At 69.7% G+C, this 14,271-nt stretch carries 12 protein-coding genes; 9 read left to right on the forward strand and 3 right to left on the reverse strand.

Going from position 1 to position 14,271, the window contains the following annotated elements:
• Positions 1-21: 21 nt before the first annotated feature.
• From AC6EUL_RS18745 to AC6EUL_RS18755, 3 genes are all read right to left on the reverse strand, one after another.
• Entirely contained in the window at positions 22-2,184 is a 2,163-nt protein-coding gene (locus tag AC6EUL_RS18745) for a TonB-dependent receptor family protein (RefSeq protein WP_499871915.1), read from the reverse strand.
• Between the two features lie 220 nt (positions 2,185-2,404).
• Complete coding sequence (locus AC6EUL_RS18750) at positions 2,405-3,394, reverse strand: DUF1775 domain-containing protein (protein ID WP_056380553.1); 990 nt, start codon at positions 3,392-3,394, stop codon at positions 2,405-2,407.
• Between the two features lie 42 nt (positions 3,395-3,436).
• Positions 3,437-3,760 (reverse strand): hypothetical protein, encoded by a 324-nt coding sequence (locus AC6EUL_RS18755; RefSeq protein ID WP_056492648.1) that lies wholly within the window; start codon positions 3,758-3,760, stop codon positions 3,437-3,439.
• A gap of 332 nt (positions 3,761-4,092) precedes the next feature.
• On the opposite strand from AC6EUL_RS18755, the gene AC6EUL_RS18760 reads away from it, so the two are divergent.
• The 9 genes from AC6EUL_RS18760 (at position 4,093) to AC6EUL_RS18800 (ending at position 14,190) form a co-directional block, all read left to right on the forward strand.
• Positions 4,093-5,391, forward strand: coding sequence for a L,D-transpeptidase family protein (locus AC6EUL_RS18760; protein WP_056351394.1), 1,299 nt, complete (start codon positions 4,093-4,095; stop codon positions 5,389-5,391).
• Positions 5,392-5,664: 273 nt separating this feature from the next.
• The gene (glyA, locus tag AC6EUL_RS18765) at positions 5,665-6,969 is read left to right on the forward strand and encodes a serine hydroxymethyltransferase (protein WP_499871920.1); all 1,305 of its coding nucleotides are present in this window, start codon (positions 5,665-5,667) and stop codon (positions 6,967-6,969) included.
• A 140-nt stretch (positions 6,970-7,109) separates the two neighbouring features.
• A complete protein-coding gene (nrdR, locus tag AC6EUL_RS18770; RefSeq protein ID WP_244476410.1) occupies positions 7,110-7,694 on the forward strand; it encodes a transcriptional regulator NrdR in 585 nt (194 codons plus the stop codon).
• 11 nt (positions 7,695-7,705) lie between these two features.
• Complete coding sequence (gene ribD, locus AC6EUL_RS18775) at positions 7,706-8,848, forward strand: bifunctional diaminohydroxyphosphoribosylaminopyrimidine deaminase/5-amino-6-(5-phosphoribosylamino)uracil reductase RibD (protein ID WP_499871922.1); 1,143 nt, start codon at positions 7,706-7,708, stop codon at positions 8,846-8,848.
• Position 8,849: 1 nt separating this feature from the next.
• Positions 8,850-9,494 carry a riboflavin synthase gene (locus AC6EUL_RS18780; protein ID WP_056351400.1) on the forward strand — a complete coding sequence of 215 codons (645 nt, stop codon included), beginning with the start codon at positions 8,850-8,852 and terminating at the stop codon, positions 9,492-9,494.
• 208 nt (positions 9,495-9,702) lie between these two features.
• Positions 9,703-10,209, forward strand: a complete 507-nt coding sequence (gene ribH / locus AC6EUL_RS18785) for a 6,7-dimethyl-8-ribityllumazine synthase (protein WP_056213889.1) — start codon at positions 9,703-9,705, stop codon at positions 10,207-10,209.
• Between the two features lie 23 nt (positions 10,210-10,232).
• Positions 10,233-10,709: a transcription antitermination factor NusB gene (nusB, locus tag AC6EUL_RS18790; protein ID WP_056214016.1), complete on the forward strand. Its 477-nt coding sequence runs from the start codon at positions 10,233-10,235 to the stop codon at positions 10,707-10,709.
• Positions 10,710-10,714: 5 nt separating this feature from the next.
• Complete coding sequence (gene thiL / locus AC6EUL_RS18795) at positions 10,715-11,704, forward strand: thiamine-phosphate kinase (RefSeq protein WP_499871924.1); 990 nt, start codon at positions 10,715-10,717, stop codon at positions 11,702-11,704.
• 338 nt (positions 11,705-12,042) lie between these two features.
• Positions 12,043-14,190: a sodium-translocating pyrophosphatase gene (locus AC6EUL_RS18800; protein ID WP_499871926.1), complete on the forward strand. Its 2,148-nt coding sequence runs from the start codon at positions 12,043-12,045 to the stop codon at positions 14,188-14,190.
• The last annotated feature ends 81 nt before the right edge of the window (positions 14,191-14,271 follow it).

The following is a 14,271-nucleotide window of genomic DNA, read 5'->3' on the forward strand; positions in this document are numbered from 1 at the left end:
CGGCGGCCCGCTCCCGCCCGATCAGAAACCGGCGCGGATGCCGCCGAAGATGCTGCGGCCGACGCCCGGGTAAAAGGCCACCGGGCCGCCCGCGACGGTCCGGGCATCGGTGACGACGGAGATGTCCGACACGTAGCGGGCATCGATCAGGTTTCGGGCATCGACGAAGACCGAGACGCCGTTCTGGAAGTCGTACCCGGCCTGGACGTTGAGGAGGGCGTAGCCCGGCACCTTCAGGCTGTTGGCGTGGTCGGCGAAGGCACCCTGGGGCACCCAGTCAACGGAGGGACTGACGTGGAAACCCTCGCGGTTGCGATAGGTCAGGACCGTGCGCAGCACATCGCGCGGGATGCCGGCGATCTGGTTGTCGCCGAAGACCGAGTCGGCGATGAAGTGGAAGTCGTTGTGGGTCCAGATCTGCGAAACCACGACCGCGTCGCCGGTGCCGATCAGGTCGCGGGCAAGATCGAGGGCGATTGCGGCCTCGACGCCCTGGTGGCGGGTCCGGGGCGCGTTGAAGGTCGCGGCCGGAATGTTGAGGCCCGGGTTGATCGAGAAGTTGATGAGCTCGTCGCGGATCTCCGAGCGATAGAGGGTGACGTCCCAGGACAGTCGATCGATCCGCCCGCGCGTGCCGGCCTCGTAGGTCACGGCGCGCTGCGCCCGCAGCGGCACGAACGTGGTGTTCAGCGTATTCTGCTGCACGAGGTCGGAGAAATCCGGCACGTCACGCGACCCGGTGATGTCGCCGAAGACCTGCAGGTCGGGCAGCGGCTGCCAGAGGAGGCCGACCTTGGGATTGATACCCGCATAGGTCTCGTTGGCCGAGGCGGGGAACGCGTTGGCGCCGGAGAAGCCGCCCTTGTTGCTGTAGGTCCGGTTGGAGGAAAACGCCTTGGCGCCGGCCATCAGGGCCACGTCCGGCAGGAACCAGAAGCGGTTCTCGCCATAGGCTTCGTAGTTCGAGGCGCTCTGCACCGTGCGCAGCGTCTGCGCGCCGCGCTGGCCGGCGACGTTGACGAACTGGAGGGCCGAATTCTGGCCCGCTAAGGCGCGCAGGCCGAGGATCAGGTCGTTGCGATAGCCGGCGACCTCGAAGGTCCCGGCCCAGTGCGGGGCGATCCCGTAGGTCCAGCCGTCCTGATCGATGACCTGGAAAATCGGGTGGTAGAGCGACTTGTGGATCGCCCAGGTGTCGATGTCGAGCTTGCCGACATCGAGCAGGAACGAGGTGCGGTTGGCGATCCGCTCGGTCTCGACCTTGCGCGACTGGTTGCCGGCGATCGCCGATGGATTGGCGAGCGTCGGATTGTTCAGGGCATTGAAGAGGCTCAGCGTGCCGGGGAGCTTCTGGTCGGTCAGGTAGACTCCGGCATAGAAGCGCGTCTCGACGCCCGGCGCGAGCTGGTAGCCGAGATTGGCGTTGAAGTTCTGCGTCCGCTGGGTCTCGTGGTCCCGGTAGCCGTCGGAATTGGTGATCGTGCCGTTGACGAGAAAATCGACCGGGCCGGAGATGCGCGAGACCTGAACGTTCTCCCGGATCGTGTTGAAGGCGCCGCCGTCGATGCGCAGGATGTTGGGCGCGAAGGCCGTCTGGGCGGTGGGGGTGACGACGTTGATGGCCCCGCCGAGGGTTGTCGCTCCGAAGGTGAGGGCGTTGCCGCCCTTGTAGACCTCGATCGAGCGCAGCCCCAGGGGATCGACCTGGTAGAAGTCGCCGCTGCCGTCGGCGAGGTTCAGCGGAATGCCGTCCTGAAGCAATTCGAGCCCGCGCAAGTGGAAGCCACGCGAGATGCCCGAGCCGCGCACCGACAGGCGGAGTTCCTGGCCGTAGCGTTCCTGCACGTAGACACCGGGCACGTCCTTCAGCGTGTCGCGCAGGGTATTGGCGTAGCGGTCCTGGAAGTCCTTGGCGTCGACGAAGGCGACGGAACCGACGGTGGCGTTCACCGCAGCGCGCTGGGCCGCGACGCTCGGCACCGTGAAGGAGCCGGCCGCGGCGCCCTCGATGCTGAGCTCGGATAACGTCGCGGCAGCCGTTTCCTCGGCGCAGGACGGCGTCGCGGCGATGACGAGGGTCAGGAGCGAGGCGCCGCCCAGGAGGGCGAGGGCAGCGGCCTTGGGGCAGCGGGAGAGAAGGGCGAGCTCATTTCGGGGAGGGGAGACATTCCGAGGCGCGGACATGGGACGGGCTCCGGACCATGGGCCCGCGCTTCGCGACGGCGCGAAGGGGCCGGCATGATCCCGGTGGGAGAGGGGCGAGGTGGCGGACGCCGCGCGGGGATGCGCGCGGCGGAGCGATGGGTCGGGCCAGTTGGAAGACGGACACCGCCAGGCGTCGAGCCGGCCGGTCACGGTAGGATCCGGCCGGCCTTCGGTCCCCGGGATCCGGGGACGCGCGGCGTCAGTGCTCGTGGTGGCCCGGTGCCGTCGCGGCGGCGGCTGGCGCACCCGGCTTCATCGCGCCGATGGGCGCGACGCTGAAGGTGACGGGCACGGTGCCGGCGCGCTCGAAGCGCAGCGTGCCCTCGACCGTCTCGCCGGCCTTGGGTCCACTCGCGAGATCCTCGAACATGAGGTGCAGCCCGCCGGGCTTCAGCTCCACCGTCTCGCCCGGCTTGATCACCAGGCCACCCTCGACCGGGGCCATCTTCATCACACCGCCCTCCATGGTCATGGAGTGGATCGACGTGCGTCCCGCCAGGGGGATCGAAGCTCCGACGAGGCGGTCGGCCTGGCTGCCGGTGTTGGTGACGCGGACGTAGCCGCCCGCCACCTTGGCGCCGCCGGGCGTCGCGCGCATCCAGGGGGTCTCGATGCTCAGGTCGCCGGCCTTGACGCTCGACGCCGCGGCGCGGGCCGGGCCGGAGGCGGCGGCCACGATGCGGACGCCGGGGGCGGGGGATTTCAGGGCATGGGCCTCCTGCCCCGCGGCCGGGATCTCGCCCCAGCGGTACTGCCCCGCGGCGCAATCCTGCTCGACGGGGAAGTAGACCGTGCTGCCGGGCGCGAAGGCGTCGCTGATCCGCGCCAGGAAGGTGAATTCGTCGACCTGATCGTCGGGCAGGCTGCCCCCGGTCCAGGTGATGGTCCTCACCCCCTCGCGAATGTCCCCGTGATAGTACGGATAGGCGCGGGCATAGGCGCCCTTCTCGGTCGTCACGGTCCAGCCGGGCTTCGGCATCGGTTTGGCACCGATCACGCCCTCGGGGATGGTGACGCTGACGCGGTTGGTCGGCTGGCCGTCGCAGCCATGGGTGATCTGCACGACGCCGCGGTAGGCGGCATTCGGGCTCGCCTCCTTGCGCTCCAGGGTGGCGTGGGCGAGGGCGGCGGTCGCGGACAGGGAGAGGAGAAGGCCTGCGAAGAGCTCGGCCCGGGGGATGCGGTTCATCGGATGGTCCGTGTCTGATGGGATCGGGAATCGGCGATCGGATCAGACGGCGGGCGGACCTCTGGGATGGGGGATCGTGCCCGGCGGTCCACGAGCGGAAACGGACGCCTCGCGTCGCCAGGTCACCCGGCTCGTCGCGGGCGCCGGCCAGACGATGGTGCGAGCCGACACCTCCGGCATCGCCGCGTGCAGCATCGGCCCGGCCACGGTGCAACAGGGCTGATGATGGGCGTGGGTCGAATCGGGTGCAGCGGGGCCGGCCTCGTCGATCTGCCCGAGGCAGAGGATGCCGTGCGCGGAGGAGTCCGGCAGGAGCACGAGACCGCTGAGGACGGCATGGAGAACGAACGCGTAGAGGGCGACCACCGCAGTGATCGCACACAGCGGGGCCCACCTTCCGTGGCCAGCCTGGTTCGCCGGAAGCGTCATCGTCCTTCGACTTACGCCATCGGTCCTCGTTTCGCCATGCCGATCGCACGGTGAGACACCGTGCTGTGGCACACGGGCCGCAGTCGAGAGAACGTGTCCGGGGATCGCGGGGATAAGCCGCGCCGTGCCACAATGTGGCCGGGTCCCCATGAGTTCTTAACCGTACCCCGACACGGTCGTGACAGGGGGTGTTGCGAGACCTCGGCGCGCGCTGCCGGGACCGACGACACCGCATGTCGCTTCGTAAATCAGATCAGAGTTCACGTCCGATGCTGAATCAGGCTTTCCACACCCGCGCGCTCGGCTTCGCGCTGCTCGCATCGGCGGCCGTCATCGGCCAGTCGGCGACGGCGCGTGAGGCCGGCGGCTTCGCCCAGGCCGAATGGGCGCAGGACTATGCCTCGCCCGCCGCCATGCAGGTGCAGCGCTCCTCGACGCCGATCCTGTCTCCGCAGACCGTGGCGGCCACGGAGCAGATGATCGAGCGCTACCGGGACATCGTCAATCGCGGCGGATGGAAGCCGGTCTCCGGCGCCGATCGCCTGCGCGTCGGCGCCAAGGGGCCGGCCGTGGCCGCCCTGCGCCAGCGCCTGATCGTCACGGGCGATCTCGACCCGGCCTCCGGCGGCTCGGGCGTGTACGATTCCTACGTCGCGGCCGGCGTAAAGCGTTTCCAGGCGCGGCATGGCCTGAGCCAGACCGGCGCCATGAGCCAGACCACCCAGGCGGCCATGAACGTGCCGGCCGATGTCCGCCTGCACCAGCTCGAGATCAACGTGGTGCGCCTGCGCTCCTATGCCGGCAACCTCGGCAATCGGTTCGTCATCACCAACATCCCCGCCGCCCTGGTGCAGACGGTGGAGAACGGCCAGGTCGTGACCCTTCACGCCGCCGGCGTCGGCAAGATCGACCGCCAGTCGCCGATCATGAACACCAAGGCGACGCAGATCAATTTCAACCCCTTCTGGACGGTCCCGGCTTCCATCGTGAAGAAGGACCTGATCCCCAAGATGCAGAAGGATCCGACCTACCTCACCGAGAACAAGATCCGTATCTTCGCCGGCGAAAACGAAATCTCCCCGGCTTCGGTGAACTGGAACTCGGACGAAGGCACCCGCTACCGCTACCGCCAGGATTCGGGGGCCGACTTTAACTCGATGGGCATCGTGCGCATCAACATTCCGAACCCCTACGGCGTGTTCATGCACGACACGAACTCGAAGGGCGTCTACGGCGACGATTTCCGCTTCATCTCCTCGGGCTGCGTCCGCGTGCAGAACGTGCGCGAGTACATCACCTGGCTTCTCAAGGACACGCCCGGCTGGGGCCGCGAGCAGGTCGAGCAGGCCATCGAGAGCGGCAAGCGGGTCGACGCCACGCTGTCGACCCCGGTTCCGGTCTACTGGACCTACATCACGGCCTGGTCGACCCCGGACGGCCTCGTCCAGTTCCGCGACGACATCTACAAGCGCGACGGCGTGAACGTGCCCTCGACCCTCTCGGCTCCGACCCCAGTCGCCAGCGCCGAGCCGGTCCAGAGCTTCGAGCCGGGCGACGAGGAGAACTGAGCCCACTCACCGGCGATCAAACCGCACGATTGTCGTGGCCCGCGCCCCAAGGCGCGGGCCTTTTGCATGGTGGATGCGACGCCACGACACGGGTTGTTGCCGTCTCGACTCTGAGCGACGCGCTCTGTGCTGAATTTTTTTGATCCCACGCAAAAAAATGCCTGTGCTTGGCCTTGGAACCGGTCGCGTGTAGTAATCCAGCCTTCGAACGCCCGCCCGCCCAACGCCAGCGGATTACGGGTGCGTCCGCCCGTTCAACAATCGAGGCTTTCCATGAGCGCCGGTACTGCTGCCGACAAGCACTTCTCCAACACCTTCTTCGCTGCTCCCCTCGCGGACGCGGATCCGGAGATCGCGCAGGCGGTGGCCCAGGAACTCGGCCGCCAGCAGCACGAGATCGAGCTGATCGCCTCCGAGAACATCGTCTCGCGCGCGGTTCTCGAAGCGCAGGGCTCGGTGCTGACGAACAAGTACGCCGAGGGCTATCCGGGCCGCCGCTATTATGGCGGCTGCCAGTTCGTCGACATCGCCGAGAACCTGGCCATCGATCGCGCCAAGCGTCTGTTCAACTGCGGCTTCGCCAACGTGCAGCCGAACTCCGGCAGCCAGGCGAACCAGGGCGTGTTCCTGGCCCTGATGCAGCCGGGCGACACCTTCCTCGGCCTCGACCTCGCGGCCGGCGGCCACCTCACCCACGGCGCCCCCCCGAACGTCTCGGGCAAGTGGTTCAAGCCCGTCTCCTACACCGTGCGCCGCGACGACCAGCGCATCGACATGGAGCAGGTCGAGGCCCTCGCCCGAGAGCACAAGCCCAAGGTGATCATCGCCGGCGGCTCGGGCTATCCGCGCCACTGGGACTTCGCCAAGTTCCGTGAGATCGCCGATGCCGTCGGCGCCTATTTCTTCGTGGACGCGGCGCATTTCGCGGGCCTGATCGCGGCCGGCGTGCATCCGTCGCCGTTCCCGCACGCCCACGTCGTCACCACGACGACCCACAAGACCCTGCGCGGCCCGCGCGGCGGCATGATCCTGACGAACGACGAGGCGCTGGCCAAGAAGTTCAATTCGGCGATCTTCCCCGGCATCCAGGGCGGCCCGCTCATGCACGTCATCGCCGGCAAGGCCGTGGCCTTCGGCGAGGCCCTGAAGCCCGAGTTCAAGATCTACGCCAAGCAGGTGATCGAGAACGCCAAGGCGCTGGCCGACACCCTGATGTCGAGCGGCTACAACATCACCTCGGGCGGCACCGACAACCACCTCATGCTGGTCGACCTCACCAGCAAGGGCCTCACCGGCAAGGCGGCGGAAGCGGCCCTCAGCCGCGCCGACATCACCTGCAACAAGAACGGCGTGCCGTTCGACACGCAGAAGCCCACCATCACCTCGGGCATCCGCCTTGGCACCCCGGCCGGCACCTCGCGCGGCTTCGGCGTCGCCGAGTTCAAGCAGATCGGCGGCCTCATCGTCGAAGTCCTCGATGGCCTGGTGGCCAAGGGTGACGAGGGCGATGCCGCGGTCGAGGCGAGCGTGAAGCAGCGGGTGCACGCCCTCACCGACCGCTTCCCGATCTACGGCTGAGGCGCAACGCCCCGCCAGCGGGCGCTTGAACCGGCGCCCCTCACCATGCCATGCAACGGCCGCGGACCCTCGGGTCCGCGGCCGTTGTCGTTTCCGGCGCGCCTTCCCCTCAGCGCTCCTCCCTCCCAGGTGTCCGTCCGATGCGGTGTCCCTATTGCGGCGGTCCCGACACCCAGGTGAAGGATTCGCGCCCGAGCGACGACGCGGCGGCGATCCGCCGGCGCCGGGTCTGCCCGGATTGCGGCGGTCGCTTCACCACCTTCGAACGGGTGCAGTTGCGCGAACTCACCGTGCTCAAGCGTTCGGGCAAGCGCGTGCCCTTCGACCGCGACAAGCTCCAGCGCTCGATCGGGGTCGCCCTGCGCAAGCGCCCGGTGGACCCCGAGCGCATCGAACGCCTCGTCAGCGGCATCACGCGTCAGCTCGAGAGCAGCGGCGAGGCCGAGATCGGCAGCGAGGCCATCGGCGAACTCGTGATGGAGGGCCTGAAGGGGCTCGACGACGTCGCCTACGTGCGCTTCGCCTCGGTCTACAAGAATTTCCGCGAGGCCAGCGACTTCAAGGCGTTGCTCGGGACCCTCTCCGATCCGGCTGCCCTCCCGGCCGATACGGGCTCGGAGGAGCCGCGCGGGGCGGGCGGAACCGCGACCGGGGACCGACTTCCGGATCTCTCCGCGACGGTCACGCCCCTCCGGCCGAAGCGCCAGCCGAAGTCCCGGGCGTGAGGAGCGCCGGAATGGAGACCGCCGGAACGGAGACCGCGGGCCCGGGCGAGACCGACCGCCGCTACATGCGTCTCGCCCTCGCCCTCGGGCATCGCAACCTCGGACGCACCTGGCCGAACCCCTCCGTCGGCGCGGTGGTGGTGGCGGGTCCGCCCGGTGCGGAGCGGATCGTCGGCCAGGGCGTGACCGCCCCCGGCGGCCGCCCGCACGCGGAGCCGATCGCTCTCGCCATGGCGGGGGAGGCGGCCCGCGGCGCCACGCTCTACGTCAGCCTGGAGCCGTGCTCCCATCACGGACGGACCCCACCCTGCACCGACGCCATCGTCGCAGCCGGCATCGCCCGCGTCGTCACGGCCCTGGAGGACCCCGATCCGCGGGTCGCCGGGCGCGGCCATCATCTCCTCGCCGCCGCCGGGATCGCGGTGACCACGGGCCTCCTGGCGGAGGAGGCCGCCCGCGATCATCGCGGCCACGTCACCCGTGTGACGCGGGGGCGGCCGAGCCTGCACCTCAAGCTCGCCCAGACCCAGGATGGTTTCGCCGGTGCACCCGCCGAGCGCCTGCGGATCACCGGCGCCATCGCCGACGGAGCAGTCCATCTCTGGCGAGCGCACGCGGATGCGATCCTCGTCGGCATCGGCACCGCGCGCGCCGACGATCCGTCCCTCACGGTCCGGCTGCCGGGGCTGTCCGACCGTTCGCCCTTGCGCGTCGTGCTCGATTCGAACCTCCGCCTGCTGCCCTCCACCACCCTGGTGCGGAGCGCCCGCGACGTTCCGACCCTGATCCTCAGCACCCGCCGGGCTCCGGTGCACGCCAAGCGCATGCTGGCCTCCTTCGGTGTGGAGGTGATCGGCGTCGATGCCGACGGCGCGGGACGGGTCGACCTGCACGCCGCCTTGCGGGCCCTGGCCGAGCGGGGCGTGACGCGCCTCTGCTGCGAAGGCGGCCCGCACCTCGCCGATGCCCTGGCGGGCGCCGACCTCGTCGACGTCTTCACGCTCATCACCGGCCCAGGACGACTCGGCGACACCGGCGGCCTGCCGGCCATCGGCCCTGTGCTTCGGAAGCGGCTCGACGAACACCACCTCCGGGTCGTCGAAACCCGGATTCTCGGTCCCGACCGGGCCGTCACCTACGAGCGGAGCGCCTGAGATGTTCACCGGTCTCGTCACGGATGTCGGAGAGGTCGTGTCGGTCGCCGGCGACGACCGCCTGCGCCGCATTCGCATCCGCTCGCACTACGATCCCGCCACCATCGCGCTGGGTGCCTCCATCGCCTGCTCGGGCCCTTGCCTCACGGCGGTCGCGATCGAGCCGGCGGAGGACGGCTGCATCTTCGCCGTCGATGCCGCGGCCGAGACGCTGGCCCGCACCCATGTGAGCACGTGGCGCGAGGGCCGGCGCCTGAATCTCGAGCGCTCCCTGAAGATCGGCGACGAGCTTGGCGGCCATCTCGTCACCGGCCACGTGGACGGCCTGGCCGAACTCGTGGCCCGAGACCCCGTCACGGGCGGCGCGGGGGATCCGCAATGGGCCCCCTCGGACCGCTTCACCCTACGCGCCCCGGCCCAGCTCGCACGCTTCATCGCCGAGAAGGGCTCGGTCTGCCTCGACGGCACTTCGCTGACCGTGAACACGGTGGACGGCGACCTGTTCTCGGTGCTGCTCATCCCGCACACCCTGGCGGTGACCACCTGGGGCGAGCGGCGGGCCGGGGATCGGCTCAACCTCGAGGTCGACCTCATCGCCCGCTACGCCGCCCGCCTGTCCGAGAGCCGCGCCGCCGCAGGGGCCTGAGCGCGCGCGGACCAGCACTCGCCGTCCCGGATTGGCGGGGCTCGCGCTTGTCGCCACGGCGCCTAGGGTCTATCGCTCGCGCCTGCGGGCGCAGGACAGGTCCGGCCGGTCGAGTCTTGCGCACCGACGGATCCCCGAGGGTCGCGGCAAGCGCGCCCGGTCCCGGCTGCTGTGCCGTCCGCCGACCGTGTCCCGTGAAAGCCTCTCGATGGTATCGCTCGCCTACGCTTCCCGCACCGCTCCCGCCAACGTCAAGGGCGCGCGCGTCCTCGTGGTCGAAGCCCGCTACTACGAGGATCTCGCCGACGAGCTCCTGGCCGGCGCGGAAGGCGCCCTTGCCGCGGCCGAAGCGGTGGCCACGGTGGTGACCGTGCCCGGCGCCCTGGAGATCCCGGCCGCCATCGCGATCCTGGTCGAGGCCGCGGCCCGTGCCGGCCAGCCCTACGATGCCGTGGTGGCGCTCGGTTGCGTCATCCGCGGCGAGACCGGGCATTACGACATCGTCGCGGGCGAGAGCGCGCGGGCCCTGATGGACCTGTCCGTCACCCTGCGCCTGCCGCTGGGTAACGGCATCCTCACGGTGGAGACGGAAGCCCAGGCCCAGGCCCGTGCCCGGGTCGCCGAACTGAACAAGGGCGGCGGTGCCGCCGAGGCCGCGCTCGCGGTGCTGTCGCTGAAGCGCGACGCATCGGCGGCGTCGGTCGGAGAGGATTGAGGATCATGGCCAACGACTCCGGGATGAAGACCGCCGAACGCAGCGGCGCACGCCTGTCCGTCGTGCAGGCGCTCTACGACATGGAAATCTCGGGCAAGGGCGTGATCGAGGCGCTCACCGAGTTCGAGACCTTCTGGATCGGGCGCGAGGTCGACGGCATCGAGCATCCGGCCGCGGAGATCGCCTTCTTCCGCGACCTCCTGCGCGGCGTCGTCGAAGAGCAGCGGGCCATCGATCCGATCCTCGACGGGGCACTGGCCTCGGGCTGGCCCCTCAAGCGCATCGAGGCGGTGCTGCGCGCCATCCTGCGGGCGGGCGCCTACGAGCTCATGTCCCGCCGCGACGTACCGGCGCGGGTCGTCATCTCCGAATACGTCGATGTCGCCCACAGCTTCTTCGGCGGCGACGAGCCCGGCATGGTCAACGGCGTCCTCGACAAGGTGGCCCGGGACGTGCGGGGCAACGAATTCGCCGGCCTGCCGGCCTCCGGCCGGGCCTGACCCCGGTGGCCCGGCCCGACGAGGACGGGCTGATCGCGCGCTACTTCGCGCCCCTGGCGGGACCCGGAGCGGATGGCCTGCGCGACGACGCCGCCACCCTGTCGCCCAGTCCCGGCTGCGACCTCGTTCTCACGGCCGACGCCATCGTGGCCGGGGTGCATTATTTTCCCGACGATCCACCGGGTTCGATCGCCCGCAAGGCCCTCGGCGTGAACGTCTCGGACCTCGCCGCCAAGGGCGCCCGCCCGCGCGGAATCCTGCTGACGCTCGCGCTGCCCGATGACTGGACCGAGGACTGGCTCGCTGGCTTCGCGGCCGGCCTCGCCGATGGTCTCTCGGAGTTCGGCCTCGACCTCCTCGGCGGCGATACCGTGCGGGCGGCCGGCCCGGCGCTGATCGGCGTCACCGCAATCGGCGAAGTCCCGGCGGGGGGAATCGTCCGGCGTGGGACCGCGCAGGTCGGCGACCGGATCTGCGTCAGCGGCACGATCGGGGATGCGGCCCTGGGCTTGCTCCTGCGCCGCCCCAACGGGCCGGGCTGGGCGGGCGCGCTGGACGCGGCGGATCACGACGCCCTCATCGATCGCTACTGGCATCCCCGCCCACGCATCGGCCTCGCTCCGGTCCTGCGCCGCTATGCCCGGGCCGCGATGGACATCTCGGACGGCCTCGCCGGGGATCTGGCCAAAATGCTGAAAGGGGAGGGGCGCTCCGCGGAGATCGATCTCGCCCGGCTCCCGCTCTCGCCCGCCGCCGCGAGAGCCCTGGCCCAGGAGCCGGCCCTCCTGACCCCGATCGCGACGGGCGGCGACGATTACGAGATCCTCTGCGCCGTGGCCCCCGAGAACCTGAACGCCTGCCTGGCGGCGGCGGGCGCCACCGGCACGCCCCTGATCTGCATCGGCACGGTCACGGCCGGTTCCGCGTCGCCTGCCTTCCGGGAGGCCGACGGCACGCCGCGGATGCTGGGGACAGGGTCCTTCAGCCACTTCTGAGACGCCGGCCGCTTCGCGCGGCGCCGTCCGCGAACGCTGAGATCAGGCTCGCGCCCGCGCGAACACTTCCACCGAACCCGACCTGTTTTGCGATGCAAAAATATTCGCGGCTGAAAAAGCTCGGCAGCATTTGCCAGCGCCGGTGAAGTTTGGCACTCAGAGCAGGCATTCCTTGGGAGGAGATGCACAACAACAGAAACGCGGCGCGCGGCGGAGACGCTCGCGCGAACGATGACCTTCGCACGCCAGAAACGCTGCGCACACCCGGAAATCACGGCCACGAAGTCCAGCAACGCCACGACAGACCCGCACGGGCATCGCCAATCAAGGACGGTCGAATGACAGCTTTGTTGCTTATCATCCTGGGCGGGCTGTGCGCCGTCGCCTATGGCATCCTCACGATCAACGACGTGATGAAGCGCGACGCCGGCACCCAGCGCATGCAGGAGATCGCGGGGGCGATCGCCGAGGGGGCGCAGGCCTATCTCCGGCGCCAATACGCCACGATCGCGATCGTCGGGCTCGTGCTGTTCGTCGCCCTCACATATTTCCTCGGGTTGAAGGTGGGGATCGGCTTCCTGATCGGCGCCGTGCTGTCGGGGGCGGCCGGCTTCATCGGCATGAACGTCTCGGTGCGTGCCAACGTCCGCACCGCGCAGGCGGCCTCCACGTCGCTCGGCGGCGGCCTCGACGTCGCCTTCAAATCGGGGGCCGTCACCGGCATGTTCGTGGCCGGCCTCGCGCTCCTCGGCGTGGCGCTCTACTACGGCTACCTCACCCGCATCGCCGGCCTGTCGCCGGCCAGCCGCGACGTCATCGACGCCCTGGTCGCCCTGGGCTTCGGCGCCTCGCTGATCTCGATCTTCGCCCGTCTCGGCGGCGGCATCTTCACCAAGGGCGCGGATGTCGGCGGCGACCTCGTCGGCAAGGTCGAGGCCGGGATCCCGGAGGACGATCCGCGCAACCCTGCCACCATCGCGGACAATGTCGGCGACAACGTCGGCGACTGCGCCGGCATGGCGGCCGACCTGTTCGAGACCTACGCGGTGACCGTGGTCGCCACCATGGTGCTCGCGGCGATCTTCTTCTCCGGCCAGACCGAGGTCGGGGGGCGCAACGTCCTCGAGGCGATGCTGCTCTATCCCCTGGCCATCGGCTCGGCCTGCATCCTGACCTCGATCGCCGGCACCTACGCGGTGCGGCTCGGGGCCAACCAGTCGATCATGGGCGCGCTCTACAAGGGCCTGATCACCGCCGGAGCCCTCTCGATCGTCGCCATCGCGGGCGTGAACTACGCCCTGTTCGGCGGCTTCGGCACGGCCTTCACCACCAACGCGGGCGTGACCTTCACCTCCGGGGGCCTTCTCGGCTGCGCGGTGATCGGCCTCGTCATCACGGCGCTGATCGTCGTCATCACCGAGTACTACACCGGCACCAACTTCCGGCCGGTGAAGTCCATCGCGGACGCGTCCGTGACGGGCCACGGCACCAACGTGATCCAGGGCCTGGCGATCTCGCTCGAATCCACCGCTCTGCCCGCGCTCGTCATCGTCGCGGGCATCATCAGCACCTACTCGCTGGCCGGGCTGTTCGGCATCGCCATCGCGGTCACCGCCATGCTGGCGCTCGCCGGCTTCATCGTGGCCCTCGATGCCTTCGGTCCGGTCACCGACAATGCCGGCGGCATCGCCGAGATGGCCGGCCTGCCGCCGGACGTGCGCAAGTCCACCGATGCCCTCGACGCGGTCGGCAACACCACCAAGGCGGTGACCAAGGGCTACGCCATTGGCTCGGCCGGCCTCGGCGCCCTGGTGCTGTTCGCCGCCTACACCTCCGACCTGAACTACTTCATCGCCCATGCGAGCCCGACCCAGTACCGCTTCTTCCAGGGCGTGACCGTCGATTTCTCGCTCTCCAACCCCTACGTGGTCGTCGGTCTGCTGCTGGGCGGCCTGATCCCATTCCTGTTCGGCGGCATGGCGATGACCGCGGTGGGCCGCGCGGCCGGCGCCGTGGTGGAGGAGGTGCGTCGGCAGTTCCTTGAGAAGCCCGGCATCATGCAGGGGACCGACCGGCCGGATTACGGCCGCGCCGTCGACATGCTCACCCGGGCGGCGATCAAGGAGATGATCGTTCCCTCGCTGCTGCCGGTGCTGTCGCCGATCGTGCTGTTCTTCGTGATCCAGCCGATCGGCGGAAAGAGCCAGGCCTTCGCCACGGTGGGAGCGATGCTCCTCGGCGTGATCATCACGGGGCTCTACGTCGCGATCTCGATGACCTCGGGCGGCGGCGCCTGGGACAACGCCAAGAAGTACATCGAGGACGGGCACCACGGCGGCAAGGGCTCGGAGGCCCACAAGGCGGCCGTGACCGGCGACACCGTCGGCGATCCCTACAAGGACACCGCCGGCCCCGCCGTGAATCCGGCGATCAAGATCACGAACATCATCGCCCTGCTGCTGCTGGCGGTGCTGGCACACAGCTGAACGCGAACGACCCCCGGCGGCCTGAAGGCCATCGGGGGTCGCGCAACGTCCTACGGGCCGCGGCAGGATCCCTGCCGCGGC

This window comes from Methylobacterium sp. 001424705 (assembly GCF_059816145.1).

What these genes read in the sequence shown, in the direction of transcription:
- AC6EUL_RS18745 (WP_499871915.1), bottom strand. Translation starts at nt 2,184, where the DNA reads ATGTCCGCGCCTCGGAATGTCTCCCCTCCCCGAAATGAGCTCGCCCTT.
- AC6EUL_RS18750 (WP_056380553.1), bottom strand. Translation starts at nt 3,394, where the DNA reads ATGAACCGCATCCCCCGGGCCGAGCTCTTCGCAGGCCTTCTCCTCTCC.
- AC6EUL_RS18760 (WP_056351394.1), top strand. Translation starts at nt 4,093, where the DNA reads ATGCTGAATCAGGCTTTCCACACCCGCGCGCTCGGCTTCGCGCTGCTC.
- glyA (WP_499871920.1), top strand. Translation starts at nt 5,665, where the DNA reads ATGAGCGCCGGTACTGCTGCCGACAAGCACTTCTCCAACACCTTCTTC.
- nrdR (WP_244476410.1), top strand. Translation starts at nt 7,110, where the DNA reads ATGCGGTGTCCCTATTGCGGCGGTCCCGACACCCAGGTGAAGGATTCG.
- ribD (WP_499871922.1), top strand. Translation starts at nt 7,706, where the DNA reads ATGGAGACCGCCGGAACGGAGACCGCGGGCCCGGGCGAGACCGACCGC.
- AC6EUL_RS18780 (WP_056351400.1), top strand. Translation starts at nt 8,850, where the DNA reads ATGTTCACCGGTCTCGTCACGGATGTCGGAGAGGTCGTGTCGGTCGCC.
- ribH (WP_056213889.1), top strand. Translation starts at nt 9,703, where the DNA reads ATGGTATCGCTCGCCTACGCTTCCCGCACCGCTCCCGCCAACGTCAAG.
- nusB (WP_056214016.1), top strand. Translation starts at nt 10,233, where the DNA reads ATGAAGACCGCCGAACGCAGCGGCGCACGCCTGTCCGTCGTGCAGGCG.
- AC6EUL_RS18800 (WP_499871926.1), top strand. Translation starts at nt 12,043, where the DNA reads ATGACAGCTTTGTTGCTTATCATCCTGGGCGGGCTGTGCGCCGTCGCC.